Genomic DNA, 25,254 nt, shown 5'->3' on the forward strand with positions numbered 1-25,254 from the left:
AGCAGGTTTTCCTGCTGATTTTTTATTATGCCAGCTGGTTTACCTGTTCTAAAACTCCCGCTTCATCCTGCAGCAAATACAGCTGATCTAAAAAGGCAGCCTGGAAGCTTCCCGGAGCAATTGCTCGTTCGGCTGCTTTTTCAGATGCAATTCCATAGAAAGTAAGCGCCCCGATGCATGCTTCTAATACATTTTCCGACGCCCCTGCACATGCTGCCACTACTGCTCCCAGCAAACAGCCGGAACCCGTAATTTTCGTTAACATGTGATGACCGTTTGCTACGCTGAATGTCCGCTTGCCATCAGACAGAATATCTACTTCGCCTGTTGCAATGACAACTGCTTGCAAGTCGTCCGCAATTTGCTGCACCTGATTATGCGAGATACCTTCCTTGTTTCCATCTACCCCTTTCACTTGGGCAGATGTTCCGCCTAGAACAGCGATTTCGCCTGCATTCCCGCGAATAACCGTGACATTTACTTCCGCCAAGATACGGCGGGCTGTTTCGGTACGATAAGCTGTTGCTCCGACGCCGACAGGATCAAATATAACAGGGATGCCAAGTCTATTTGCCTCTTTGCCAGCAAGAATCATTGCTTCTACGTCTGCAGCAGCCAGTGTTCCGATATTCAGCAACAGCGCCTTGGCGTGCTGTACCATTTGCGAAGCTTCTTCCTTCGCCGATGCCATCACCGGCGAAGCACCAAGTGCAATTAAACCGTTTGCTGTAAAATTGATGACAACATTATTTGTTATACAGTGAACCAACGGACTTGTTTCTCTGACTTCTTTTATTACATCAGTAAATCCCATTATGCAGCTCCCCCTGTGCTGGTACACTTTGCAGCCGGTAACCCCAGTGATTCGTCGGGCCATTTCCGCTTCCTAGCTGCAGTGAATATTTGATCGCTGCTGTTACATACTCTTTTCCAACTTGCACGGCTTCCTGCAGAGATCTTCCTTTTGCCAGCTCTGCCGTAATTGCTGCTGAGTACGTACAGCCTGTTCCGTGTGTATGCTTTGTTGGAATGCGCTCCGCTTTGTAGGAGGTGAAGCTGTTGCCATCGTACAGCCAATCTGCTGCTTCATGCCCTTCCATATGGCCGCCTTTTAGGAGGACAGCTTTCGCTCCGTATTCTTGGACAATCCTTTTGGCTGCTTGCTTCATAGCAGTTTCATCCTCTATTGTCATACCAGTCAGTTCTTCGGCTTCTGGCACATTCGGAGTAATGAGAGCTGCCAACGGCACAAGGTATGTCTTCAATGCATCTCTTGAATGCTCACCCATAAGTGCATGCCCGCTTTTGGCATACATGACCGGATCCATTACATAAGCTGCTGCTGTTTTTTCCAGCACTCTGGCTATGACACGCATCATTTCTTCAGAAGCAATCATGCCCGTTTTTACCGCATATGGCTCAATGTCTGAGAAAACAGATTCCAGCTGTTGTTCAATAAATGGTACAGGAATGTGGTGAACTGCCTGCACACCTGTCGTGTTTTGTGCAACAACGGAGGTTACGACACTCATGCCGTATACCTCGCGCTCTTGAAATGTTTTTAAATCCGCCTGTATTCCCGCGCCGCCTGAAGGATCCGTTCCTGCTATCGTTAATGCACTTTTCACGTTAGACATGGGCAGCACCTTTCTTGAGCGGCACCATCCAGTCTTGCTCTGTGGTGGCCATCTCCCAAAAACTATGTTCCAGCATACAGCTCTTCAAGAACGCTTTCCGGGCACGTTCCTTAGCAGCAGAACCAGCCGTTTCGGCCCATTTATCCAATCGTTTGCAAAGTTCAGCTGTCACATCTGGCATTCCTTCTTCTTTATTTGCATAAAACATGATCCACTCTAAAAATGGATTACTTTGGTCCGGCGCTTTTGTTTCAATAATATGAGCTGCCAATGCCTGGTACGTCCATGGACAAGGTAAAAGCGCAGCCATCAGTTCTCCCATATCACCTTGTACAGCGCTGTTCATCATATGCGCAATATAGTGATCGGCTGCTGGAGGCGGTGTCATCTTCTGCAAGTCCTCATATTGCACGCCTGCCACTTTACAAAAGACATTGTGCGGATGAATTTCACTGTGCAGAACAAAGTGGATTTGTGATTGAAAGAATGTCATCTCTTCTCTTGTCTCACATTTACTAACTGCCAAGCCATAAATTCGGGCAAATGCAGTCAAGTACTCATAATCTGCCTTCACGTAATGAATTAATGCCTCGCGCGGCACCTGTCCATTCGCCACCCCTTCAACAAAAGGATGCTGATAAATCGCTTCGAAAACCGGGTTTGCTTCTTCTCTCAACTGTGCAGAAAACATATAATTCTCCTCCTTAATTGGAGAAAGCCCTGTTTCGGGTGATTGGCGCCGGGACTATACAAAAAGCCGCTCCAGAAGTATGGAGCGACTCGTTTACATTGTAATAGTATGTAAGATACACGAATCCGGCTCCACTTCCCTACGCTGGTGTTAACCAGATCAGGTTCAAAGGGATTAAGATTACTCTTATCTCAGCCTAACGGCACCCCTAGTGGACTTCCTCGAAATTCAATTGTCTCCTTTACTATCACATGCATGGATAAGATTGTCAACTGATGTATCAGGTGAAATATTCAATTCGTGACTGCGGAAACATTTTGTAAATCGTGCTGCCAATCACGTCTTTGATTTCTTCTTGTTCTTCATTTTGATACACATACTTCCCAATACCATAGCGGCCCCACTTGTACTTCCGCTTATTTTCATCCAGCTCCAGCTTCGACATCGGATAGTTCTTCTGAATTACACGTTTTGCCGGCTTCGTGAAACGATGCTGAATCAATTCAAAGGTCAAATTCTTTTTGGCATGAGCGGGTAGCGCTGCTTCGAGATGCTCCAGCATTTCCGGATACCCTTGCTGCCAGCCTTCATGCAGATAAATCGGCGCTACAATAAAACCCAACGGATAACCAGCTTCCGCTACCTTCACTGCCGCCTCAATTCGATCCTTCAAGCGGGAAGTACCTGGTTCGAAATACTTGATAACATAATCGTCATTAATACTGAAACGGAATCTTGTCCGGCCTTTGTGATCTGCATCAAGCAAATGATCAACATGCGCAAACTTGGTCACAAAACGCAGCTGGCCATGTTCCGAACGGCCAAAATATTCAATGGCATGCTTGAGGGTGTGGGTTAGATGATCAATGCCAACAATATCAGAAGTACAAGAAGCCTCGAATCGTGTTTCCTCCGGTGCTCTTTCCTTCATATACTGCTCAGCGGCATCAAATATCTCTTCTGTATTTACATACGTGCGAATATACGGTTTGGATCCCATCGTAGTCTGCAGGTAACAATAATGACAATGCCCCATACAGCCTGTCGCAAACGGAATTGCATATTCTGCTGATGGTTTGGATGTATCGAATTTCAATGTTTTTCGCACTCCAACAACTAATGTTGATTTCGCTGTCCTGTATTTTTGGAAATCATTATCACCAGGCAGGTTGCGAACCTGATTATGGGAGGTTGTTTCGCGTATCTCTACTCCCATATCTTTGAACTTGTCTCGCAGCTTTACACCGAGCGGATATTCCAATGCCCTCGGTTCTATGTAAACAAGCTGCGGTACAAATGGCTTAACCATAATAACCACCTTCGGACAAACCGAAAGCAGACACATACGCTTCTTCCGCTTCACCAAGATCTTGATAGACCGCCACTTCATCGGTTAGCGGATAGTAAGTTTCATAAACAAACAAAGCCAGTTCACCAGGTTTCTCTGGATTATGAACAACCGCCGCTTCCTGTATATTGGCAACTCCCTGTGCATGGGGATTGCGGATGATCACATATACAACTTCACCTGCTTGAAAAGTATCCATTCCAATTGCCTCCTTTGTACATACTGTAACTAGCTTGCACACAAAGGCTGCAAAACATGTAAAAAAAAAAGAACCCTTTTCAAGAAGAATTCGTCTACTTCTTAGAGGAGGGTTCAAATGTGAAAAGCTTGATAGCTATTTTTTTGTTACTAATCTTATCTTTTATTGGTTATTATTTGCTAACCAATTAATTTATACGCGAAAACGGGCCATAGAAGTTTGCAATTCTTCCGCCAAGAATGCAAGCGAACTGGAAGAAGCTGCAATCTCCTGCATGGCTGCCAGCTGCTCCTCGGTAGCTGCTGACACACTTTCCGTTGATGCAGCTCCTTCTTGTGCTACCCCATTTACTTCCATAAGTGAACGATCGACAGTTTCCGAACCACCTATGAGCCCTTTCAATGCTGCGCCAACTTCTTGGAAATCTTCCACCAAACTCGCGACTGCTGTCTCAATTTGTGTAAAAGAACGACCAGCTTGATCAACAACGCGTGTACCCGCTGTCACTTCATCGGCTGCATGCTGCATAAGTCCGTTGGTTTTTGTCGTATCTCGCTGAATATAGCTTACTAGCAAAGCAATCTGTGCCGCTGCTCCATTCGTCTCTTCCGCAAGTTTCCGTACTTCATCCGCAACGACCGCGAATCCTTTTCCATGCTCACCAGCACGAGCCGCTTCAATCGTAGCATTCAATGCAAGCAAATTCGTCTGTGCGGAAATGTCCGTAATCACTCCTGTAATATCACTTATTTCCTTGGAGCGCTTACTCAAGCTCTCAATCGATTCTGACAGGTCCTGTACATGAGATGTAATTGTGTTCATTTGCCGGTTTACATCTTTTATTGCACGGCCGCCCTCGACTGACAGCTCGGATGTTTTTTCAACTGCTGTTTCTACGTTTTGCGAATTGATGACCAGTTTATTCGTATGCTGTTTCATATCACCCATTGTTGCAGCAGTTACCGTTATGAGTTCCAGCTGCTGACCTGAACCTTCTGCCAGCTCCTGCATCGTTTTAGCAACATGGTCGGATGATGTACTGCTTTGCTCAGCACTTGCACTTAGTTCCTCCGAAGAGGCAGCTACTTGCTGCGATGTGTCATGAACTACACGAATAATGGAACGCATCCCATCTGCCATTGTCTCATAGGATTGCATTAGCTGCCCTAATTCATCCCGTGATTGATAGGTGCTGCTTGAAGTAAAGTCCCCATCCGCTGCTTTCCCTAATAAATTACGCATCTCCTGAAGTGGATTGCTAATCAATTTGGTGATGATTAAACCTAGACCGACTAGCATTGTAAATGCAACTATAATAATACCTACCATGACGAATGTGGCGTTTCTGGCATCATCAATTGCTTGTTGATATGTTTCTTCAGCTTCCTTTGTATTGACTGTTTGAAGGTCCTCTAAAATACCATTAACTACATTACGCTGCGGTACTTGCTTCTCTGCGTATAATGTAAATGCTTCACTATTCTGATTTTCTAATGTAAGCTCTAGGACATTTTCCCGTATTTCCTTCAGGTTCCCTCGCTCTGTTTTATACTGCTCGAGCAGCTTCTTTCCTTCGTCAGATAAGTTACTTTTCTCTAAGTTATTTACCGACTCTCCAATCCCCTCCATAGAAGCAGTCAGTTTATCATTAAGTTCTTTATTCTGCTCGTTATCAGAAGTAAGCATTAACGCTAATATATAACTATCATTCGAACGATTACTAATTCTTATTTCACTTAGGAATAGATTAGGTACCAGTTTGTCCTCATAGATACCTCTCGCATCACTAGCTACCTTTTGCATATATATAATACCAGACAAACCGACTCCGCTTAGTGCCATAACTCCAACCAAGATTAGTACTAGCATCTTTGTCCTGATTTTCATATTCCTTATTACTTTCATAAACTCTATCTCCCTCGATATTAGCTATTACACATCCCCTAAGTCTGTATAATGACTTTCAATATATCGGCATCCATCGTGCGAGGTGAAGCCCTTTTCGAAGTTTTTTAAAAACATTCTGCATCCCCTTTAAATGTAACCGCAAACTTTTCCTTTTATGTAAGAAACCCCTCCTAAAAAGCGAATTATCTAATCGCTTTTTAGGAGGGGTTTCTTTCTCTAATTGCCCATACTTAGGGAGATAGGAAATAATCAAAAGCAGTATTGGGGCTGGGCCTGCCAATGAAATATCCTTGCGCTAAATCAATACCTATCTGCTTACAATAGTTTAATTCTTCCTGTCTCTCAATACCTTCTGCAAGCACTTTCGTTCCAAGTTCTCTTGCAACCTCAATTACCTTATACAGAAATTCCTGTTTTTGTATATCGCTATCACAATAAGATATGTATGTTCTGTCAATTTTAACGAAGTCTGGTTCCAGCTCTTTGAAAAGATCGAGTGTCGCATATCCGGCTCCAACGTCATCCAAAGCCACGAGCATACCTTCTTGCTTGTACCGTTTAAATATACGTTTCAAACGAGCAACATCCTCCACCTTTTCCGTTTCCACCACTTCAAATACAAGATCTCTTGGATCTATATGATACTTGTCAACAGCCTGAAAAGTTTGTCTCAAACAAGAGTCAGGATTATAAATGGTGGACGGAAGAAAGTTGATAAAACTCTTTATCCCTTTCGCAATCCCTTCTTCTGCTCTTTTATTTACTGCTGTCTGTCTCGCACGCTGGTCCAGCATAGAAGTGAGGCCTGCTTCTGAAGCAAAAGCAAACAGTGCAGCGGGAGACACTTCCGGCTTATCCGTACGCAAAAGATGTTCATAACCATAAATTTTCTCATTTTCTATCGAAATTATAGGCTGTACATAAGAATGGAACGCCTGTTGATAGATAATCTCTGTGAATTGCGGATAAGAGATACGATGAAGCAGCTCCTCGACAGAAATCATGGGATATGAATGGGTTACTTTTTCAGCCACCGTACATACTGCACCATTCACATTCTGGTGACGCAGCGTAAGTAGCATTTGTTCCAGCTGCTGCAATGTGAAGTATGGAAAAATAGAATATGTATCTGTTTGTTTGTGCGGATTTCCAATTGATAGATTTTTATTTGTACCAGGCAGCTTCAGCAGCAATTCCCCAGCATGGGGGATATGCAGGACAGTTCCGCACGTTGCGCATGTATAAGATTGCTCCATTACGCTTCACTCTTTTCGCTTGCTATAACCTGTACAGCATACTTACGATTTCTAGGTCCGTCAAACTCACAAAAATAAATGCCTTGCCATGTACCGAGGACAAGCTTACCTTCTGAAATTGATAGAACTTGGGCGTGACCGACAGTACTTGTCTTCAAATGGGCTGCTGTGTTCCCCTCCATATGCAGGTCCCTAGGATGTTTCCAAGGATACACCTCATCAAGCCGGCGCAGGAAATCAACTTTCACATCTGGATCTGCATTCTCATTGACTGTAATGCCCGCAGTGGTATGCATAGAAGAGATATGTACGATTCCCTCCTTGATGCCAATAGATTGAATATAACGCTGAATAGAGTCCGTAATGTCGATCATCTCGTCGTGATGGTTTGTTTCCAAAGGGAAAATGTTCATAGCTCTGCCTCCTAATCTATCTATTTACCCGAATCTATTCGACATTCTTCTACAAAATCCTTCTTCCATTTAAAAAAGTGTTTTTAATTTGGCCGTTGCGTAATCATAAGAAAAAGCAGTCCGCATTAGCAGACTGCTTTTATAAACTGCGCTGTTTATCGAGAATGGCAGCGAACGACGCGGCGAATTCCTGACAGTTGCGTATATCTTCGTCTTCAGGTGAAAGGTCCACCTTTAAGCTCTCAGAAACAATCTCCGCTCCGCGCTCTTTAAACTTCTCTTTAAACGTGTCGATAGCGGCACCAAAGCTTGTATAAATGGAATCACAAGAACCAAAAAGTGCAACTGGCTTGCCTTCAAGGTCGATATCATCCAATTCATCATAGAAATCCTCGATTTCATATGGAATGTCTCCATCTCCCCACGTGTAAGTGCCCATTAAGATGCCATCATAATCCGTCAATGAAAATACATCGACCTCATCTATATCAATCTGGAGTTTCGTTACGTCAGCCCCTTGCTCTTCTAACGTCTGTTCCATAATGTCAGCCATTTCTTCCGTATTGCCTGACATACTGGTGAATGCAATCAGAACACTTGCCACCTTCATTCACTCCCCTTCATCTGCTCTCATTTTAATTGATAACCATTCTCAATGTCAAATCGAGCGCTTAGAGAGTTTCAGCTTCCTTTGATGGATTGGTAAGCAAGCTTGAAATTCTTTTTGGTATCTTCACCAAAGAGATCAAGATCTCCTTCAAAAATTTGATCGACTGTTAGCTGATAAGCTTCCTCGACAGTACAGCCGCGGGTATTCAGCAGCAGGCGTAAGTAGGATAAGAAATATTCCTCACTCAAAATCGCTGCGTTTTTCATCATATTCATACTACCTTTCCTTATGAATCCATGCTACTAGCGTAACACAGGTTCTGGGGTATAATACAGGATACAGCAATATATGCGGAAAGAGAAGGTTTGTTCATGAAGATGTATCTTGCAATCGGATGTGGCGGCAGCATTGGGGCATTGCTTCGCTACCTTGCCGGAATAGTTATTCCGCAAACAGGAAATTTCCCCATCAGTACACTTATCATTAATACCATCGGCTGCTTGCTTATGGGATATTTGACTAACTTCGTCAAGCAGCGTTACTTTGCTCAAAAACAAGCGCTGGCAAAGGCGCTGACTACTGGCATGGTCGGTGCTTTCACGACTTTCTCGACAGTCAGTCTGGAAGCAGCTTTGCTTATACAGGGAAATATGGGAAGTGTCGCACTAACTTATTTGATAATCAGTTCCGCAGCCGGGTTAGCAGCGCTTGTGCTTGGCTTGCGGCTAGCACCGAATCCATCAAAAGGGAGGCGGTCAGCATGAATATTATCTTTGTGCTCCTTGGAGGGTGGCTGGGTGCTATTGCGCGCTACGAGCTAAGCAGGCAAGGACAACGTATCTGGAAGAAGGACTTCCCGCTCCCAACCCTGCTGACGAATACAGCTGGTTCCTTTTTGCTTGGGCTTGTGTACCAGTTAAGTTGGGGTGCAGAATGGCAAAACTTTTTTGCCGTCTGCTTCCTGGGATCCTTTACAACTTTCTCCACTTTTCATCTGGAGCTTGTACAGTTAGGGAGTAAAAGAAAGATTGCTGCAGCTATCAGTTATGTACTAAGCAGTTATGCACTCGGTATAGCACTAGCAATAATTGGCTTATCCATGTAAAAAGGGACACTGCACTTGGCAGTGTCCCTTTTGTGTTTAGTAACTGTCTATTGTGTTGCTGTCTTGCGTGTTGTGCTGATTTATCGGTTTTCGGACGATTGCCATGATACCTGCAACTAGGTAAAGAATGGACGTTACAAACGATCCAAACAAAGTTAATATTGCTGACAGCACCGCTGTCACAATAAATACTACACCAGCAGCTGTTGATTTGCTGTTACGGCGTAACAAAACAATACCAACGATACCTAGAATAGCTGAAATTGCACTAACAACAACGAAATACCACCCTAACCCGCCAAAGAAACTGCTCATAATATCTGCATCTTCCGTTGTAATTGTAGGGTCATTGTATAATTCCTGCGATATTTCATCTCCGGCTACGCCAATAAAGATACCAGTTAAGATAGCACCTAATGCATTAAGAACAACACCTATAATTCCAAGAACCTTTTCTGCGGTACGTTTAATCATGCAAATTCTCCTCCATTTTCATCTATTCGATAGGTTGTGCTGGTCTTCTAGCCAATACCAGAACTCCAGCAATAAGATACAACATTCCCCCGATGAATCCTGCTAGTAATGTTGCAATAGATCCTACTAGAGATACGATGATTAACATAATCCCTAAGCCTGTTTGCTTGCTATCAGCTTTTAACTTAACCGCTGCAACAATACCGAGAATCGCACAAATTAAGGCTACGGCAATAACAAGGATACCAAAAACATTTGCCATATCTGCAATTGTTCCAGAATCAACTGGCTGATCTATTCCACTATCCAGAATTTCCTGGCGGGCTGCTTCCGGGTCGTATGCAGCTACACGAATCCAAGTCGAGATTGCAGTATAAAGGAAGACTACCGCACCAATGGTGGCAAGTACCTTCTCCGCTGTACGTCTTAGCATGTTCCTCCTCCTTTCTGCAATTACTTCTTAATATGTTTCTCCTCTATCATTATATTGCTCAACTGGCTTACGCACAATCGCCATGATGCCAGCAATCAAATAAAGTACACCGCTGATAAAACCTGTAAAGATAGATAAAACAGTTCCAAGTACTGCTGTTATGATAAGCAGAATACCTGCACCCTTTGCCGGTTTATTATTTTTCAGCATCGTCAGAGAAACAAAACCAAGGATTGCACAAATAACGAATACAATGATCATCCATATAGATACCCCACTCATAAGACCTGACAACGCTTCCGCTTGATCTTGTGTTATATCACCTTGGTTTGTAAGCTGATTTGTCGTGGTCTCTTCTGAAGAACCTAACCCTAACGCTGTCCAACCACCAACGATTAAGAATAAAACTGCTCCGATAATAACTAACACTTTTTCCGCTGTTCTTTTTACCATAAAAATTCCCCTTTCAAAATTAAATTAATGGCCCGCTACATCGCGTTTCGTGAACAATATCCAGCCTATTACAAGGAAGATCAGATAATACACAATAATTGTCACTACCGAGAATGTAAGGGTCAGATCCTCAATAAGCTTATACCCGGTTGTAAATTGAGTTAAGTCAAGATTCGAGAATAAAACATATTTTCCGAAAGCTTTATCGGAAATAAACGGAACAACGGAGCTTCCGACAAACATTAGGAAAATTGCTGTTCCAATGGCTAATGCCCCATTGCGCAAAGCGGCAGAAATCATAAAGGCGAATGTTGCCCATACAACCAGCTTCACTAGCTGCAATCCGTAGTCTTGTGCAATTCGAACCCAGACAGATGTTTCGACAACTTCTCCGTCCTTCACTTGGAGCATGACTCCGTCTCCACCGAGACCGAAGAACAGCATGCCGAATAACCAAGAAAAGATGAATAATACAATCAGCGCAGTTAAAGCAAACAGGAGCACACTTGTATATTTTGCAAAGAAAATCTTTGTCCTTGATGCAGGACGTATTAATAATAGTTTAATAGTACCCCAACGAAATTCATTAGCAATTATACCGCCTGCAACGATAATCGTCAGCAAGCTGAGCACACTAGTCATAAAATTACTCTGATAAAGGAAATCCCAAGCTGTTGTTCCTTCGGGTTTCAAATCATTTTCTATTCGGTAGTTGTTAATTAAAATCTGTGTGCCTGTAGCATCATATTCTGCCAAGTCCTGATTTTCCTGCTGCAGATCCTGCTTCCAAGTTGCATCATCGTAATTTGTGACAAATCCATCTGCTGTCCGCACAATGAGTGCAAACCCCAATACGACAACTACAAGTATGCCAAGCATAATCCAGGTTGCTACCTGACTGTAAAGTTTTGTCTGCTCATTCCGCACCAGTTGGAAAAAGTTACTACTCAATGACATTCTCTCCAATCACGTGTAAGAATTTATCTTCTAATGTCTTCCGCTCCACTGCAACGCCATACATCTCAATATCCGCGACAGCTAACGCCTTAATAATCGGCGGCATCTGATCACGAGAGATCGGGAATAACAGCTGATCGTTATTGTCAACCGCTGCAATACCAAACTGCTCTTGAAGCAGCTGTTTGGCCGTTTCAATCTGTGCAGCTGCACAATCAATCTTCACCATTTCTTCTGGCACGTCTCCGTCCGTACTATGGACTTCTTGAATAGAGATAAGTTCACCGTTCTTTAATATGCCAATACGGTCACACATTAGTTCCATTTCTGAGAGCAAGTGGCTGGAAACAATTACTGCCACATTCTCTTCTTCAGCTAACTTGCGAATATAATGGCGAATTTCACGGATGCCGGATGGATCCAATCCATTCGTCGGCTCATCCAGTATTAAAATGGAAGGTCTATGTAATAATGCCTGTGCAATACCGAGACGCTGCCGCATTCCTAACGAATACCGCTTTACTTTCTGGTTGATGGTTTTTTCCAAACCAACGAGCTTCACGACTTCATCAATTCGATCTCTCGTTATGCCAGGAATCATACGGGAAAAGACAAGCAAATTCTTGTAACCAGACATAAATCCGTACAATTCTGGATTCTCTACAATTGCCCCCACATGCCCGATAGCACCTTTAAAATCTGATTTGATGCTTTTTCCTTGAATTCGTACATCTCCCTCTGAGATACGAATCAAACCTACCATCATACGGATTGTCGTTGTCTTACCTGCTCCGTTCGGTCCTAGAAAACCAAACACTTCACCTGGCCGAATATCAAAGTCCAAACCTTTTACAATTAATTTCGAACCAATTTGCTTTTTCAAGCCAATCAGCTGCATGGCCGGTTCTGCCATTTTTTCACCCTTCCTGTAACAATTTTGTCACCTTTCCATAATATGTACGGAGCACGTTGGCCGATTGTTTCACTTTTTTATAAAAAAACACCATGAATCATATGATTCATGGCGCTGTACGTATTAATTACTATGTTTTTTACGTCGATTCCATACATAAAGAGCTGCTCCTGCTGCCAGCAATGCAGTGCCCGCAGCAAGAAGATTACCAATTGGAGAAGCGGTATCTGGCAGACGCTTACCTTCTTGTTTTACCGTTTCAGCAGCTATTTTCACTGGCGCTGTCACTGCCTTTTCTTTGACAGGAGCTTCGTGTTTGTACGCAGGCTCTGCTGGCGCTTCAGACTCTGGAGCTTCCAATACTGGTGCCTTTGCTACCAATTCAGAACCAAATAGCTCGCCTGTAATAGTGAAATTAAGCAAATGATTTCCTTGCGCATCAAACAAATCTACTAGCAGGACTCGATTCTCTAAATCTGTCACTTTCATTAATTCTTCCATGGTTACTGGCGTTTTTGTATCGCCATCCACCAAGTAGAAAGCCGCTTTCATTTGGAAGATACCCATCAGGTCATCCCATATTGCAATGAGCTCTTGTCCTTGAGCTTCCGTCAATTCTGTGGAAGTCTCGAAGTTTCCGAGAGCTTCTGCACGTGCAGCAATATCCTCCAAACCTGTAATAAAGGCTTCCGGATCATGCAACACTACTTCTTCCATATACGTAAATGCTCGGAAGAACTCCTCTTTACTTATGCCGATTAAATCAAGAAACGGACCAGCCATTTCCCAATAATCATCCATTGAGATTTCGCCGTAACCTGTTGCTTCGTATACAAATTCAGCAAGTTCTTCATAGCTTTGGAAGTCATCTAGCGTTTTTTTATTTTCAGCTAATAGCTGATTGAATTCTTCCTGTGTCAGTTCGGTTTCCTGCAGAAGGAAGTGCAGAGACAAGTCATTGACTTCGTTGTAAATCAGTTCATATAAGTTATCCATGCTCATATAGCTGTACAAGTCCAGCCCGTTAGCTGCAAACAGATCCGCAAGTTCCTTCTCCGTTAATCCGAGTTCTTCTGCTAACTCTTGAAGATTTTCAGAGGTTGCAGGGTCTCCCAATAACCAGTTCAAGTCAGAGTAAAGCAGAATATCAGCCGCAGTGTATCCTTTATCGGCCAAACCCTTTTCTGTCAGCGCTTTCATTATATCTTCCTTTGTATAACCTGATTCATCCAAGAAACTCTGAAGGTTTTCTTCTGTGACAGGCTCTCCTAACCATTCCCGCAGTTCGTTCACTGAACTAGCTCCATATTCTTCCATGCCGCCCCACTCAAAATCAATTAAGTACCGGTTCAAACTTTCTGCATCTGTTCCAAGCTCAGCCGCATAGGCTTCAAGCTCTTTTTTGTTAATGGCAGCAAACGCTGTCTGCGGTGCCACTGCTTGCAAGCAAAGCAAAACCATGATTATTCCAACCAATAGCTTCTTTGTCACGTACGTTTCCTCCTGGAAATATATTTATGTAATTCCAGATAATTATAATCTCGAGACGGCAGCTTGGCTACATTTATTTTTGCAAAATCCGAAGTATTCCTCTAAATATTGAAAAACCCCTTCGGAAAGGGGTTTTTCGACAATTATTTCAAGGATATACCCATGCGTTTTGACCGGACTTGCATCCCCATTTTCACATAGAAATCTTCTGCTCGGTTATTGAAATTCCATACGTTCAATTCAATCTCGGCAGCGCCTATCTTTTTACCGTGACGTTTGATTTTTTCAAATAAATGCCCGCCGATTCCTTTACCGCGCATATCGGAGCGAACACAAAATTCCTCGATAAAAATATGGGCCTTATGTGAAACTGTTTCGCTCGTAATCCGTATAGTAGCAAAAGCCATAACTTCTCTCGCTTTTTCTACGAGAAATACTTTCTTGTTATCTAAGTATATATTACTCTCGAACACATGCTGATCCAGCGGTTCTGCCTTCTTGGCGAAATACTCCGGCTGATGCTCATAATGTGTGTTATATAATTCCTTGTAAAGAATTGCGATTTGCTCATAATCTGATAACTTAGCTTCGCGTATCTTAAACATAGGCTTCACCTCTGCAGCTTGTAGTCTCGTTAACCAGTTTATCATGTTCGTCCCCCTCCGTCATAAAACTAATTAAAATAAACTGCCTCCAGCAGAGAAAACGCTTCATATAAGCCCTTTCTCCACGAGAAGGAATAATCCCTGCGCCACTTTGACAAGTTTCTGCGTATGTAAGAAAATAGAAGGAATGAATGAAAGGAGGTGTATACAGATGTTGTACGCTTTTTGGAACGTATTCGCTGAAGATTTTACTTCATTGGTTTTCTATATTGGTCTGACAATGACTGTTATCCTGGCACACAAGACGACAACTAGTGTGGCCAGCCATTTCCGTTCTTCTGAGTCAATGCATTGGCAATATGTTTGTCCAATAGATAACCGGCCCTATCGTATGCCGGAGCATATTGCCCACAGCAGGCCAATTATCCATTGGCTGATTCGCATAACGATGCGAAAAGATGGTCCAGATGATGATAGTGAAGCGGAGTCCTTGTTGTATGTAAAGAAAAATCATTCGATACAACAAGGAGGAAACCAAATTTGCAACGCACATCTGTATCCACTTTCTATAAAAAGTACGGTATTATCTTAAGCTCCCTCACCTTCATTATCTTACTGGCGGGATGCCAAGGAGAAAACGGGACGCCAACTGATGGCGGCTGGTTCAATCATTATTTTGTAGATCCCTTTTCTTACTTGATTAAATTAATTGCCAGCTATATCCATGATGATTATGGAATCAGCATCATCTTAATTACATTAGCTGTTCGCCTTATCCTGATGCCCTTCATGCTGATGCAGCAGAAGAAAAGTTATGAAACACAGGAAAAAATGAAGCAATTCAAACCTGAATTGGATGAATTGCAGGCAAAATATAAAAATAAGACAGACGCCGAATCGCGTCAGAAACAGCAGCAGGAAATGATGCTATTGTATCGCAAGCACGGCATGAATCCATTCTCTGCCATGGGCTGTCTGCCCCTGCTGATTCAAATGCCGTTTTTATTCGGTTTTTATTCTGCAATTCGCAGTACGCCAGAGATTGCAACACATGATTTCCTATGGTTCAATCTCGGTACAGCCGATATCAGTCTTACCATTCTTGCAATGGCTATTTATTGGCTTCAGTACCGCGTTTCTCAGATTGGTGTTGATCCAGCCAGACGGCAGCAAACGCGTCTGATCGGTATCATTTCACCACTGATGATTGGGTTTATTTCGTTCAGCTCTCCAGCTGTACTGCCTTTGTATTGGGCAGTTGGCGGTATATTCGTCATTTGTCAGACAATGCTGGCCAAAAAACTATTCCAAAAGAAAAAATGACATAGAAAAAACCACCTCTCCAATCTGGAGAAGTGGTTTTTTTGCTTTTACTTATTGTACAACGTTTACTTTCAAATCTACATCGATGTTGCCGCGAGTTGCTTTGGAATAAGGACAGAACTGATGCGTTTTTTCTAAAAGATCTTCTGCTTCTTCCTGGGAAACACCTTTCACGTCTACTGTGATAGCAGCAGCAATTTTAAAACCGTCACCATCTTTTAATAGGCTTACATCAACAGAGGTTTCTGTCTCAACGCTCTTACGCTCTTGACGCGCAACGTGGTTGAATGCGCCGTCGAAGCATGCAGAATAGCCTGCTGCGAATAGCTGTTCCGGATTAGAACCTTGCTGATCTTTCTTGCTGCCCGGCTGGACAAGATCAAGATCGATCAAACCATCATCAGATTTAACATGCCCTTCACGTCCACCAGTTGCTTTTGCGTGAGATGTAAATAATACGTCACTCATGTTAATTCACTCCTATTTCGTTTATTAGTTTAAAAAAACTGCATACAGTGTTACTACTTCCTTTTTACAGATATTTTAAACATTTTGCAACTGATGTGCTTACGCAGTTACATCTCTTTTGATAAAACTCAACCACGTGATAGCTGTGATAATAATGAAATACACGAGCATGACAACGACAGAGAAGCCTAGTGTCATTCCATCGACTATTGGTGTATTACCTGGAGTGTAAGCACTCAAATCCAAATTATTAAACAAAATGTATTTGGACCAGTCATAACGAGCAATCAGATAGCTGATTGTCGGGAAGAACAATGCAATAAATATAGAGAACCCAATTGCAAGAGCTGAGTTACGGAACAACGTAGACAATGCAAATGCAATAGTGCCATAGAAAGCTACTTGAATAAATCCATATCCAATATCCCGGGATAACGCGCCTAGTCCGCTTTCTTTAACGATTTCTCCATTATCGAGCACAACTCGACTTGCAGTTAGACCGTCAAAACCAAAGAAGATGACGCCAACAATAAAGGAGAATAATAGAAATGCGACCGTGAAAAGGAATGTTGTAAAGAGCATACTCACATACTTAGAAGTTAAGACACTAAATCTGCTTGGTGTTTTTGTCAGCAACAGCTTAATAGTTCCTGTGCTAAATTCATTAGATACCATCCCGCCAGCAATGATCGCAATAAACATAATCAGGAATGGTCCGCAGTTTAGGAGTGCATCCAACATAAACCCTAGTACAGAGTCCGTTTGAATGGGCGCGATATCATTGTCCAGCTGATACTGCAGTACCGCCATATCTTCTTGAAGTGAAGCAGCATACACCGGGTCTTCTGTTTGCTCTGCTTGCTTCTGCAATTCAGCAACCTGCTGTTCACTACTTTGGCGCCAGTTTCCCCCATCTTCTGCATAGTATTTCGTAATCCCGGCAATCAAGATGAACATTCCAAGCAGAATGCCCAACAAGATCCACGTCGACAAACGGCGGAATGTTTTCATATGTTCATTTCGTACCAACCCAATAAACTTAGACAATTTCCTTCCCTCCAGTCAATTCCAAGAATGTATCTTCTAATGTTTTTGTTTCTGCTTGGATTCCGTAGATATTAATGGCTTCCTTGGTCAGCTTAGCTGCAGCGACTGGTATTTCGTCACGTGTCAGTTCAATCAAGACTTTGTCATCTTTCATTTGCGGTTTCTTACTGCCCATATCACGAAGTATGATGGCTGCTTGTTCTGCTGGTTCAACTTGGAAGCTGACCATTTGTGTTTGTTCACTAGACAATTCATGCACTTGCTGCACCCCAAGCATCTTACCGTGCTGAAGAACACCGATTCGGTCACACATCAATTCCATTTCACTTAACAAGTGGCTCGATACAATAACTGCAAGCCCTTCTTTTTCTGCTAAATTCCGGATATAATGACGCATCTCGCGAATACCTGCTGGGTCAAGTCCGTTTGTTGGTTCATCGAGGATAAGAACATCCGGACTGTGCAGCAATGCTTGCGCGATACCAAGACGCTGCCGCATTCCTAGAGAATAGGTCTTCACTTTGTCTTGAATTCGATTTTTCAGACCAACTAGCTCAATTACTTCATCAATTCGTTTTTTATCAACGTTGTCACTCATTCTCGCAAAATGCACAAGATTCAGATATCCAGACAAATACTTATACATCTCCGGATTCTCAACGATTGCCCCGATATGTTTCATGGCGGCACCATGAGATGTCTTAATGCTATTGCCCTTAATAAGTATCTCTCCATCTGTAATTCCCATTAGCCCGACAATCATTCTGATTGTCGTTGTTTTACCAGCTCCGTTCGGTCCAAGAAAGCCGAACACCTCCCCGGGATAAATAGAGAAATTGATGTTATCAATAATCTTGCGGCCGCGGATGACCTTGGTAACCTGCTTAATTTCAACTGCTGGCTGTTTTTGCATGCTTTTTCGCTCCTTTGCTTTTTTTAATAGCTCTAAGGCTTCTTTACTCATAAATCGCACTCATCCATTCCAAAATGCCCTGCTGCTCATCATAACGAAGATCTTCAACGTTACGATGATCTACAATCTCTCCATCCTTTATAGCGAGAACTTCATCGAGTATCATCTCTACTTCCATAATCTGATGTGTGGACAGCAAGACAGTTTGCTTTTCCGTATCCACGAATGTAATCAGCCCTTTTACAATAGAATCACGAACTAGCGGGTCCAGACCTGAGAGCGGCTCATCCATCAGCAGGACAGGCACCTCTCTTGATAAAGTTAAGATGATCTTTAAACGTCCGCGGTTTCCTTTGGAAAGATGTTTTACCTTCGTATTGGTGTCCAAATTCATATACGCCCGAATTTCTTCTGCTTTCTGTTTGTTAAAATCTTTGAATTGTGTTGCAAAGAAATCAATCGTCTGCTGGACAGTATAAAAGGCGTAATACTCATCCAGCTCTGATAAATAACTGACCTTCGAAGCGATTCGGCGTGTCACTTTCTCACCGTCAATCTCGATTGACCCTTTTGTTGGTGTAACCAGTCCGGCAATTAACTTCATCGCCGTAGATTTTCCCGCTCCATTTAACCCGACAAGTCCTATGATTTTGCCTTGATCGAGCTTCAGATTTGCATCTCGTAATGCTGTCTTCGACATATATCGCTTTGTCACATGTTTGAATTCAATCATTATGCCCGCCTCCTTCAAGATACAACCGCAGCCCTGCTTGGATCTCCTCATTCTCATATCCCATGTCATGCATGACTTGGATGAAGTTTTCAATTTGATCATTTTTCAATTTCTCACGAGTGGAGAATAAGATGTCTTCATTCTCTGTTACGAATGTTCCTTGTCCTCTGCGTGATTCCACGATACCTGACGCCTCCAGTTCGCGGTACGTTCGCTGTACCGTATTCGGATTAACTTTTGATGAAACCGCCATTTCCCGAACGGAAGGCAGCTTGTCACCAGGCTTCAATTCGCCGCTGACAATCTGCCTGTTCAGCCGATCTGCCAGCTGCAGATAAATTGGCTGGGATGATTGAAATGTATCGGCCATTCTCTACACCTCTACTTTTTTGTCTAATAGCCATGATGCGATGAAAAAGATGATAGAAACTGTAACAAGCTCTGTAACATAATAACCAATGTAGATTTGCGTTTCTGTTCCTTGCAAACTTGCAGCGAATTCTCTTGTATTTATGTCAAAGTTCAATGCCTGTGCAACATAACCAAGGTCGATACTTCCCCACTCCGTTATCGCCATATAAACTTCTGACTGGCCAAATAACCAGAAAAAGAGATAAATAAATAGCCAAGAGCCAATAAAAACGACCGTACCACTCAGGAAGGAAGCCATATATCTTTCTAGAAAGAGAAAAATGCAATAAGCAAGGATAATGTAGACAGAAAAGTCGATGGAAGCTAATACAATATGAATGAACGCTAACATACCTAACTTAAACCATGTTCCCTCTGGCATTTCGATAAAGTTCAGCCCACCTATATAGGCTGTAATACTAACTAGCAGCAAAGAAATGATTAAATATGCTGTAGCTGTCACTAGCTTTGCAGTAAGTAATCCTCCTGCATGCATGGGGTTGTGAAGCCAAAGATGCAATCTTTTCCTCTCAACACCAAGACTGTAAAGCATGTAAACCGCAATAAAGAAAAAATGCCCTGCTCCCCAAAAAAGACTCATAATACCAATTGCATCCATGGTATAGCCGAATCTATAACCTGTTATGCCAACAATCAACAATGCAACAATATATAAAATAACTGCTAAAAGAAAGACGGGTACCCCGACACGAAACTCTTTCTTCACTAATGATGACCAAGCTTGCATGAACTAAACCCTCCTGATGTACTGCTGTATTAATTAGATAGTACACTAGTACAGAAGTACACGTCAATAGGCAAAGAAAAAAAGCTGGAACAATTTTACTTGTTCCAGCTTTTGCTTTATTTTAGTCTTCAAATCCGATTGTTTCTTTATAAGCCTTGGAATAAGCATCAGCAGCTTTAATGGCATCAACCACTTGATCAGCTGTGACGACGCCAGGCATGTTATGAATGGATTCGCCTTCTTGTACTGCTTGTTCAGCTACTTTCTGCAGATCTTCGTCGGAAACATCTTTTAGCTTGATGTCTTCTAGTGTAACTGGAAGTCCGAGTGCCAGATAGAAATCAACGTATGTGTTGATTTCATCTAATGTACGGTCTTCTAATGCAAGCTGTACGAGTGTACCAAAGGCTACCTTCTCCCCATGTGTCAGGCTGTGAATGTCACCATGCAGTGCTGTGAATCCATTATGGATTGCATGCGCTCCTGCAAGTCCGCCACTTTCAAAGCCAAGACCGCTGAGCAGTGTGTTTGCTTCAATTACTGCATCTAAAGCAGGTGTTACAATTTTTCGTTTGTTAGATTCGTATGCAAGCAGACCATACTCAAATAGTACTTCTTCTGCTTTTTGAGCAATTGCTTGACCAGCTAGTGTAGCTTGTCCGCCTGCCATAGTAGTTCCTCTGCCTTCGATAGAAGCACGTGCTTCCACCCATGTTGCCATTGCGTCAGCAATACCGGAAGCTAGGAAGCGAGGCGGGGCTTGTGCAATGATTTTCGTATCTACTAATACCAGGTCTGGGTTTTTGTCGTAGAATTTGTAGCTTTCAAATGTCCCTTCAGCAGAGTAGATAACACTCAAGCCGCTTGTCGGCGCATCTGTGGATGCTGTCGTCGGCATGATAACAACGCCAACCTGCAGTTCATCGGCAACTGCTTTAGCAGTATCCAGCGTTTTACCGCCGCCAATACCGATTACAACATTGCTGTCTTTTCCTTCGCCTGCAATGCGCTGAATCTCCTCTGTAGATGCTTCACCGCCGAATACGACTTTTGTAGATTTCACACCTGCGTTCTCCAGATTATCAAGAACCGTATTACCGGCTAAATCCCAAACAAAGTCATCAGCTAGCACAAGCGCGTTATCACCAATTTTCTTCACGTACTCGCCTGCTTTTAGCAATACATCTTTACCTTGTACATATCGACTCGGACTGGTAAATACTTTTTCCATCGTTGACCCCTCCATCACTTAAATTTGCTTACCTAGTCTATTACCCCGTTTCCATATCTAACTAACATGAAAATCAATGCAAATATGCAATACTTCCCGCATATATTTCAAATGGAGCTAGTAACGAAGAGGAGGCCAATCATTGACACAGCAGCCAAATGCGAAATACCGGCCGGTTCAGCCTGGAACGAATTTTTATTTTCCGCCTCAGCATCAGGACCAGCAGCCTGGTATTGAAGGACTCATGCAGCCGAAACCAATCATTGAGTCAGATAGCTATAAAGGATCAGGCAAACTAAAAGGAAGAACAGCGATTATCACCGGTGGAGACAGCGGTATCGGCGCAGCTGTTGCAATAGCTTTTGCTAAAGAAGGCGCCGATGTTGTGATTCCTTATTATTACGAATATGAAAATGAAGATGCCAAACGAACAAAAAACCGAATTGAGCAGCTTGGCCGTCGCTGTACACTGATTGTAGGCGACTTGCGCAGTGAAGAACATTGCCGTGCTGTTGTTACTCATACGATTAAAACGTACGGAAAGCTGGATATTTTAGTGAACAATCACGGTGTTCAATTTCCGCAGCATGCATTGACCGATATTGCCACGGCTCAATGGGACGCCACATTTCATACAAATATCTTTGCCTTCTTCTATCTGACAAAAGCTGCGCTGCCGCATCTGAAGGATGGCAGCACGATTGTCAACACAACATCTGTGACTGCGTATGAAGGCAGACCCGACTTGATTGATTATGTAAGCACCAAAGCGGCCATCGTCGGTTTTACTCGCGCACTATCTCAAAATCTTGCCACCAAAGGTATTCGCGTGAACGGCGTGGCTCCAGGACCTATTTGGACACCGCTTATTCCATCCAGTTTTTCAGCCGAGCAAGTAGCTACATTTGGGCAGGATGTTCCGATGAAGCGTGCCGGTCAGCCATATGAGCTCGCTCCGGCTTATGTTTACCTTGCTTCCGAAGATTCGTCTTATGTGACCGGTCAGATTATCCATGTAAACGGCGGAACAATGGTAAGCTCCTAAAAAAGACCCTGCGCTGAGCCAGCGCAGGGTCTTTCCTGTTCTTAATAAGATGCTTTGTAAATTTCAAGTGAATCTTCTTTATTCAACGTACGATATCCGCCGAACTCGCCGTTTGCATAAGCTTTTTCAGCCATAAGCTCCAGACTGTCGTCAGAAATATCATAATCACGAAGTGTAGCTGGAGCATCAATGCTATTCCAGAATGCGCGCAATGCATCGATTCCTTCCAGTGCTGCTTCTTTATCAGACTTACCAGCTGAATCGACTCCGAATACGCGTTCCGCAAGCTGCTTAAAGCGAGGAGCGGATTCGTCGTCCAGTACATGCTTCATCCAGTTCGGGAACAAAATTGCCAAACCGCCGCCATGCGGAATATCATGCACAGCAGAAACTGCATGCTCCAAGTTATGTGTTGCCCAGTCGCCGCGGTAGCCCATGTTTAATACGCCGTTCAGTGCCATCGTGCCGCTGTAAAGAATTGTTGCACGGTACTCGTAGTTTTCCAAGTCCTCAAGCAGTTTTGGACCTGTTTCCATGACTGTACGCAACAAGGATTCACAGAAACGATCTTGCAGTTCTGTATTGGTTGTCGTATGGAAATAATGCTCCAAAACGTGGGACATCATGTCGACGATACCATAGATCGTCTGATCACGCGGCACCGTAAACGTATTTTGCGGGTCCAGTATCGAGAATTTCGGGAATGTATGCGCACTTCCCCAGCCGTACTTCTCGTTTGTTTCCCAGTTTGTAATAACAGAACCAGAATTCATCTCGGAGCCTGTTGCTGCAAGTGTCAGTACAGTACCGAATGGAAGGGCGTCGTCAGCAGACGCTTTCTTCGTTACGATATCCCATACATCTCCGTCATACTTAGCACCTGCCGCAATGGCTTTCGTACAGTCGATCACACTTCCGCCTCCGACCGCCAGCAGTACATCGATGTCTTCATTCTTACAAATTTCAACACCCTTACGTGCTGTTGTAACACGCGGGTTTGGCTCCACACCAGCTAGTTCAAATACTTCTGCATCAATTTCTGCTAATTCTTTTAGCACATTGTCGTACAGACCGCTGCGCTTAATGCTGCCGCCGCCATATACTAGCAATACTTTCTTGCCGTAAGCAGGTATTTCTTCTTTTAGTTTATCTAATTGGTCTTTACCAAAAATCAACTTCGTTGGGTTATAAAATGTAAAATTATCCAATCTGATCGCCTCCATAGTTTATTATGCTAAAGGGTTGAAACAGAGTAAAGCAATTCGCTCATCCGCGTAATTAGAATTTAGTTATGCTCGCTCAAGCGGCATTGAACAGCAGCGGAACGACCCGCCGGATTTTATGATTTCCGAGAAGTTGACTTCTACAACTGTGATGCCTTCGTTTCGCAGCGCTTCATTTACTCGCTTATTAGTAGGCAGACTTAACAGTTTATCTGGAGCAAAGGAAAGAACATTTGTCCCCATATAAAACTGATCTTCCTCTGAGATTTCGATTGTCTTGTACAGCTGACGGAATCGTTCCAAATCCTTCTGTTCAAAAGCATCCGGGTAAAGGATAGCCAAATCTTCACGCACGAGATTGAAGACGCAATCTAAGTGCAGAATATCCTCGCGTATTTTCACCGGCAGAACCTCGTAAGCCGGAAGCAGGTTTTGCACTTGCTGAACAGCTTTTTCCTCTGTCCGTTTACTCAGCCCAATCCACACACGTTTTCCGTCTACTACCACATCGCCGCCTTCAATTGTTCCATCGGTGATGTCTTTGTATGTAAGCTCCTGATTCTCAAGCCACTCACGCAATACTTTTGTTTCACCCTTGCGGATCTCATCTTCCATATTCGACATAAATAACGAATCTCCTATACAAAAACCGATATCACGTGTATACACTTGTTCATTGAATGGCTCATGTGCCGGTAAAGACATAACATCTACTCCATGATCCCGAAGGGCCGTGACAAAATCAGTGTGCTGCGCCATTGCCAATTCCCGGTCAATGTTATGGTTCAAATAATGCTTTTGTGTTTCGTTAATCACTTTTCGAATTTCCATATATGCTGGCGGACACACAACAACGTGTTTCAGATGTCCGAATTCTGACTGACACCTAGTTTGCGGTTTATGCTCTTCTTGTATCTTGGTCATTTAATTCCCTCCAGTGGTTGGCTTTTAAGTCCATATCTCATCTGCACTCTTTACCATTCCCTGTTTTCGGGTTTAATAAGCTGCCAAAAAAGGGATACTACCTGTAGAAAGTGAAGGAGGAGAGCGAAATGGAACAAGCAGAAGTCAAAAAACATGTGGAACAGATTTTGGATAAACAAAAGATCGGAACGCTTGCCACTGTACAAGATGGCAAACCTTACAGCCGATACATGGCCTTTTTCAACGAAGGATTCACATTATATTGCGCGACAAGCGGAAGCTCCCATAAAGTCGACGATATTGAGAGTAACCATAATGTTCATATTTTATTGGGCTACAATGGCGACGGTGTTGGTGATGAGTATGTCGAAATCGAAGCAGACGCCAAAGTAAGCGAATCCCCGGAATTGAAACAGCAGCTGTGGAAAGACAGCTTCAAGACATGGCTGGATGGCCCGGATGATCCTGATTATGTTGTCTTAGAAATCAAACCAGATAAAATTTACCTAAAAAATATTAATAAAAGCGACGTTTACACAGTCGACCTTTAAACAAAAAAGCAGAACTGCTCATGGTTCTGCTTTTTTGTCATAACTAGCATTGTCTTTATAAAACTGTTCTGCTACTTATGACTCCAAATGTTAAGGAAAGTTCTACACTATTAAATTCGACACCATCCATATAAATCCCCCCAT

The 25,254-nt window shown here is 43.1% G+C and carries 32 protein-coding genes and 1 riboswitch; of the genes, 6 read left to right on the forward strand and 26 right to left on the reverse strand.

What is annotated here, in order from left to right:
* Positions 1–25: 25 nt before the first annotated feature.
* From thiM to CRO17_RS14895, 10 genes are all read right to left on the reverse strand, one after another.
* Positions 26–817: a hydroxyethylthiazole kinase gene (gene thiM, locus CRO17_RS14850; RefSeq protein ID WP_425444472.1), complete on the reverse strand. Its 792-nt coding sequence runs from the start codon at positions 815–817 to the stop codon at positions 26–28.
* Positions 801–1,637 carry a bifunctional hydroxymethylpyrimidine kinase/phosphomethylpyrimidine kinase gene (thiD, locus tag CRO17_RS14855; RefSeq protein ID WP_097043267.1) on the reverse strand — a complete coding sequence of 279 codons (837 nt, stop codon included), beginning with the start codon at positions 1,635–1,637 and terminating at the stop codon, positions 801–803. Before thiD ends, thiM begins: the two co-directional genes overlap by 17 nt.
* Entirely contained in the window at positions 1,630–2,328 is a 699-nt protein-coding gene (tenA, locus tag CRO17_RS14860; RefSeq protein ID WP_097043268.1) for a thiaminase II, read from the reverse strand. Before tenA ends, thiD begins: the two co-directional genes overlap by 8 nt.
* A 119-nt stretch (positions 2,329–2,447) precedes the next feature.
* A riboswitch (TPP riboswitch) is annotated at positions 2,448–2,548 on the reverse strand.
* Positions 2,549–2,608: 60 nt separating this feature from the next.
* Positions 2,609–3,637 carry a spore photoproduct lyase gene (gene splB / locus CRO17_RS14865; RefSeq protein ID WP_097043269.1) on the reverse strand — a complete coding sequence of 343 codons (1,029 nt, stop codon included), beginning with the start codon at positions 3,635–3,637 and terminating at the stop codon, positions 2,609–2,611.
* Positions 3,630–3,875 carry a transcriptional regulator SplA domain-containing protein gene (locus CRO17_RS14870; RefSeq protein WP_077305298.1) on the reverse strand — a complete coding sequence of 82 codons (246 nt, stop codon included), beginning with the start codon at positions 3,873–3,875 and terminating at the stop codon, positions 3,630–3,632. The genes splB and CRO17_RS14870 overlap by 8 nt, the downstream gene beginning before the upstream one ends.
* Positions 3,876–4,067: 192 nt before the next feature.
* The gene (locus CRO17_RS14875; RefSeq protein WP_097043270.1) at positions 4,068–5,780 is read right to left on the reverse strand and encodes a methyl-accepting chemotaxis protein; all 1,713 of its coding nucleotides are present in this window, start codon (positions 5,778–5,780) and stop codon (positions 4,068–4,070) included.
* A gap of 233 nt (positions 5,781–6,013) precedes the next feature.
* On the reverse strand, positions 6,014–7,039 hold the full coding sequence (locus tag CRO17_RS14880) for an EAL domain-containing protein (protein ID WP_245864810.1): 1,026 nt from the start codon (positions 7,037–7,039) through the stop codon (positions 6,014–6,016).
* The gene (locus tag CRO17_RS14885) at positions 7,039–7,452 is read right to left on the reverse strand and encodes a secondary thiamine-phosphate synthase enzyme YjbQ (RefSeq protein ID WP_097043271.1); all 414 of its coding nucleotides are present in this window, start codon (positions 7,450–7,452) and stop codon (positions 7,039–7,041) included. Before CRO17_RS14885 ends, CRO17_RS14880 begins: the two co-directional genes overlap by 1 nt.
* A 139-nt stretch (positions 7,453–7,591) precedes the next feature.
* Complete coding sequence (locus CRO17_RS14890) at positions 7,592–8,056, reverse strand: flavodoxin (protein ID WP_097043389.1); 465 nt, start codon at positions 8,054–8,056, stop codon at positions 7,592–7,594.
* Between the two features lie 77 nt (positions 8,057–8,133).
* The gene (locus tag CRO17_RS14895) at positions 8,134–8,337 is read right to left on the reverse strand and encodes a hypothetical protein (protein ID WP_097043272.1); all 204 of its coding nucleotides are present in this window, start codon (positions 8,335–8,337) and stop codon (positions 8,134–8,136) included.
* A gap of 96 nt (positions 8,338–8,433) precedes the next feature.
* On the opposite strand from CRO17_RS14895, the gene CRO17_RS14900 reads away from it, so the two are divergent.
* Positions 8,434–8,826, forward strand: coding sequence for a fluoride efflux transporter FluC (locus tag CRO17_RS14900; protein ID WP_097043273.1), 393 nt, complete (start codon positions 8,434–8,436; stop codon positions 8,824–8,826).
* Positions 8,823–9,167 carry a fluoride efflux transporter FluC gene (locus CRO17_RS14905; RefSeq protein ID WP_097043274.1) on the forward strand — a complete coding sequence of 115 codons (345 nt, stop codon included), beginning with the start codon at positions 8,823–8,825 and terminating at the stop codon, positions 9,165–9,167. Before CRO17_RS14900 ends, CRO17_RS14905 begins: the two co-directional genes overlap by 4 nt.
* 36 nt (positions 9,168–9,203) lie before the next feature.
* Here the strand turns inward: CRO17_RS14905 and CRO17_RS14910 are convergent, their stop codons facing one another.
* The 7 genes from CRO17_RS14910 to CRO17_RS14940 form a co-directional block, all read right to left on the reverse strand.
* Complete coding sequence (locus CRO17_RS14910; protein WP_097043275.1) at positions 9,204–9,641, reverse strand: DUF4064 domain-containing protein; 438 nt, start codon at positions 9,639–9,641, stop codon at positions 9,204–9,206.
* Positions 9,642–9,663: 22 nt separating this feature from the next.
* The gene (locus CRO17_RS14915; RefSeq protein ID WP_097043276.1) at positions 9,664–10,074 is read right to left on the reverse strand and encodes a DUF4064 domain-containing protein; all 411 of its coding nucleotides are present in this window, start codon (positions 10,072–10,074) and stop codon (positions 9,664–9,666) included.
* A 27-nt stretch (positions 10,075–10,101) separates the two neighbouring features.
* The gene (locus CRO17_RS14920) at positions 10,102–10,527 is read right to left on the reverse strand and encodes a DUF4064 domain-containing protein (RefSeq protein WP_097043277.1); all 426 of its coding nucleotides are present in this window, start codon (positions 10,525–10,527) and stop codon (positions 10,102–10,104) included.
* A gap of 24 nt (positions 10,528–10,551) precedes the next feature.
* Positions 10,552–11,478, reverse strand: a complete 927-nt coding sequence (locus CRO17_RS14925) for an ABC transporter permease (protein ID WP_245864811.1) — start codon at positions 11,476–11,478, stop codon at positions 10,552–10,554.
* Complete coding sequence (locus tag CRO17_RS14930; RefSeq protein WP_097043279.1) at positions 11,471–12,397, reverse strand: ABC transporter ATP-binding protein; 927 nt, start codon at positions 12,395–12,397, stop codon at positions 11,471–11,473. Before CRO17_RS14930 ends, CRO17_RS14925 begins: the two co-directional genes overlap by 8 nt.
* A gap of 123 nt (positions 12,398–12,520) precedes the next feature.
* Positions 12,521–13,888: a processed acidic surface protein gene (locus CRO17_RS14935; protein ID WP_097043280.1), complete on the reverse strand. Its 1,368-nt coding sequence runs from the start codon at positions 13,886–13,888 to the stop codon at positions 12,521–12,523.
* A gap of 143 nt (positions 13,889–14,031) precedes the next feature.
* Positions 14,032–14,538, reverse strand: coding sequence for a GNAT family N-acetyltransferase (locus CRO17_RS14940; protein ID WP_097043281.1), 507 nt, complete (start codon positions 14,536–14,538; stop codon positions 14,032–14,034).
* A gap of 166 nt (positions 14,539–14,704) precedes the next feature.
* On the opposite strand from CRO17_RS14940, the gene CRO17_RS14945 reads away from it, so the two are divergent.
* The gene (locus tag CRO17_RS14945; protein ID WP_097043282.1) at positions 14,705–15,085 is read left to right on the forward strand and encodes a hypothetical protein; all 381 of its coding nucleotides are present in this window, start codon (positions 14,705–14,707) and stop codon (positions 15,083–15,085) included.
* Positions 15,034–15,816, forward strand: a complete 783-nt coding sequence (gene yidC, locus CRO17_RS14950) for a membrane protein insertase YidC (protein WP_097043283.1) — start codon at positions 15,034–15,036, stop codon at positions 15,814–15,816. The genes CRO17_RS14945 and yidC overlap by 52 nt, the downstream gene beginning before the upstream one ends.
* 51 nt (positions 15,817–15,867) lie before the next feature.
* Here yidC and CRO17_RS14955 read toward each other — a convergent pair whose 3' ends face one another.
* The 7 genes from CRO17_RS14955 to CRO17_RS14985 all read right to left on the reverse strand — a co-directional run bounded on the left by CRO17_RS14955 (position 15,868) and on the right by CRO17_RS14985 (position 21,367).
* Positions 15,868–16,284, reverse strand: a complete 417-nt coding sequence (locus tag CRO17_RS14955; protein WP_097043284.1) for an organic hydroperoxide resistance protein — start codon at positions 16,282–16,284, stop codon at positions 15,868–15,870.
* Positions 16,285–16,383: 99 nt separating this feature from the next.
* Positions 16,384–17,331: an ABC transporter permease gene (locus tag CRO17_RS14960; protein ID WP_097043285.1), complete on the reverse strand. Its 948-nt coding sequence runs from the start codon at positions 17,329–17,331 to the stop codon at positions 16,384–16,386.
* On the reverse strand, positions 17,324–18,244 hold the full coding sequence (locus CRO17_RS14965) for an ABC transporter ATP-binding protein (protein WP_097043390.1): 921 nt from the start codon (positions 18,242–18,244) through the stop codon (positions 17,324–17,326). Before CRO17_RS14965 ends, CRO17_RS14960 begins: the two co-directional genes overlap by 8 nt.
* 43 nt (positions 18,245–18,287) lie before the next feature.
* Entirely contained in the window at positions 18,288–18,977 is a 690-nt protein-coding gene (locus tag CRO17_RS14970) for an ABC transporter ATP-binding protein (protein WP_097043286.1), read from the reverse strand.
* Positions 18,970–19,347, reverse strand: a complete 378-nt coding sequence (locus tag CRO17_RS14975) for a GntR family transcriptional regulator (protein WP_097043287.1) — start codon at positions 19,345–19,347, stop codon at positions 18,970–18,972. Before CRO17_RS14975 ends, CRO17_RS14970 begins: the two co-directional genes overlap by 8 nt.
* A 3-nt stretch (positions 19,348–19,350) precedes the next feature.
* Positions 19,351–20,136 carry a hypothetical protein gene (locus CRO17_RS14980; protein ID WP_097043288.1) on the reverse strand — a complete coding sequence of 262 codons (786 nt, stop codon included), beginning with the start codon at positions 20,134–20,136 and terminating at the stop codon, positions 19,351–19,353.
* A 121-nt stretch (positions 20,137–20,257) separates the two neighbouring features.
* Entirely contained in the window at positions 20,258–21,367 is a 1,110-nt protein-coding gene (locus CRO17_RS14985) for a glycerol dehydrogenase (RefSeq protein ID WP_097043289.1), read from the reverse strand.
* A gap of 142 nt (positions 21,368–21,509) precedes the next feature.
* On the opposite strand from CRO17_RS14985, the gene CRO17_RS14990 reads away from it, so the two are divergent.
* Positions 21,510–22,412, forward strand: coding sequence for an SDR family oxidoreductase (locus tag CRO17_RS14990; protein ID WP_097043290.1), 903 nt, complete (start codon positions 21,510–21,512; stop codon positions 22,410–22,412).
* Between the two features lie 41 nt (positions 22,413–22,453).
* Here the strand turns inward: CRO17_RS14990 and CRO17_RS14995 are convergent, their stop codons facing one another.
* Together CRO17_RS14995 and CRO17_RS15000 are read right to left on the reverse strand one after the other, a co-directional pair.
* Positions 22,454–23,620, reverse strand: a complete 1,167-nt coding sequence (locus tag CRO17_RS14995) for an iron-containing alcohol dehydrogenase (protein WP_097043291.1) — start codon at positions 23,618–23,620, stop codon at positions 22,454–22,456.
* Positions 23,621–23,701: 81 nt separating this feature from the next.
* The gene (locus CRO17_RS15000) at positions 23,702–24,559 is read right to left on the reverse strand and encodes a dimethylarginine dimethylaminohydrolase family protein (protein WP_097043292.1); all 858 of its coding nucleotides are present in this window, start codon (positions 24,557–24,559) and stop codon (positions 23,702–23,704) included.
* Between the two features lie 128 nt (positions 24,560–24,687).
* On the opposite strand from CRO17_RS15000, the gene CRO17_RS15005 reads away from it, so the two are divergent.
* Positions 24,688–25,110 (forward strand): pyridoxamine 5'-phosphate oxidase family protein, encoded by a 423-nt coding sequence (locus CRO17_RS15005; protein ID WP_097043293.1) that lies wholly within the window; start codon positions 24,688–24,690, stop codon positions 25,108–25,110.
* Positions 25,111–25,254 lie beyond the last annotated feature (144 nt).

The sequence above is a fragment of the Terribacillus aidingensis genome (assembly GCF_900215625.1).
Lineage (GTDB): Bacteria > Bacillota > Bacilli > Bacillales > Amphibacillaceae > Terribacillus > Terribacillus aidingensis.